At 60.4% G+C, this 1,088-nt stretch carries 1 protein-coding gene; it reads right to left on the bottom strand.

What is annotated here, in order from left to right; genetic code table 11:
• Positions 1 to 1,088 (bottom strand): dihydropyrimidinase (hydA, locus tag JJE47_17425; GenBank protein ID MBK5269207.1); only part of this gene is annotated, 1,088 nt, incomplete at both ends.

Here is a 1,088-nt window from a genome sequence, read left to right on the forward strand (position 1 = left end):
GGGATCGAAGATCACGATGTCGGCGTCGGCGCCGACCGCAATGGTCCCTTTGCGGGGGAACATCCCGAACATCCTGGCCGGTGTCGTCGAACACACCTCCACCCACCGCTCCAGACTTAAGCGCTCTTCGGTCACAGCACCGTCATAGATCAATTCGACCCGATGCTCCACGCCGGGAAGCCCATTGGGAATCTTGGAGAAGTCACCTTCGCCCAGCCTCTTCTGGCGACCGAGTTGGGGGTGATCGTTGAAACAGAAAGGGCAGTGGTCGGTCGAAACCACCTGGAGGTCATTGGTGGCTAGACCTGACCAAAGTGCCTCTTGATGACCTTCCGCCCGATCTCGAAGGGGCGGGGAACAGACGAACTTGGCCCCTTCGAAGCCATTCCCGAGGTCGTCGAGATCCAGATACAGATATTGCGGACAGGTCTCGGCGAATACGTTGAGGCCCTCGTCGCGGGCATTGGTCACCTCGGCCAGGGCTTCCAATGCAGAGAGGTGGACGATGTAGAGCGGTGAGCCGGCGGCCTCGGCCAGCTTGATTGCCCGGTGGGTGGCCTCTCCCTCGAGGATCGATTTGCGAACGATGCCGTGGTAGAGAGGATCGGTTTCCCCGCGCTCGAGCGCCTGGGCGATGAGCACGTCTATGGCGATCCCGTTCTCGGCGTGCATCATGATGGTCGCACCGTTTTCCGACGCCTTTTGCATCGCCCGCAAGATCTCGCCGTCGGTCGAATAGAACACCCCGGGATACGCCATGAACATCTTGAAAGAAGTGACCCCTTCACCGATAGCGATGTCCATTTCCTTGAGCGACTGGTCGTTGACATCGGACATGATGCAGTGGAAGCCGTAGTCGATGGCACAGTTGCCTTCGGCCTTGGCCATCCAAGCCTCCCACCCCTCCATCAACCCGCTGCCTTTGGTTTGGACGGCGAAGTCGACGATTGTGGTGGTGCCGCCCCAGGCCGCCGCCCGGGTGCCGGTTTCGAAGCTGTCGGAGGCGAATGTTCCCCCAAACGGAAGCTCCATATGGGTGTGGACGTCAATCCCCCCCGGGATTACGTACTTGCCGGAGGCGTCGATCA

Source organism: Acidimicrobiia bacterium (assembly GCA_016650365.1).
GTDB lineage: Bacteria > Actinomycetota > Acidimicrobiia > Spongiisociales > JAENVV01 > JAENVV01.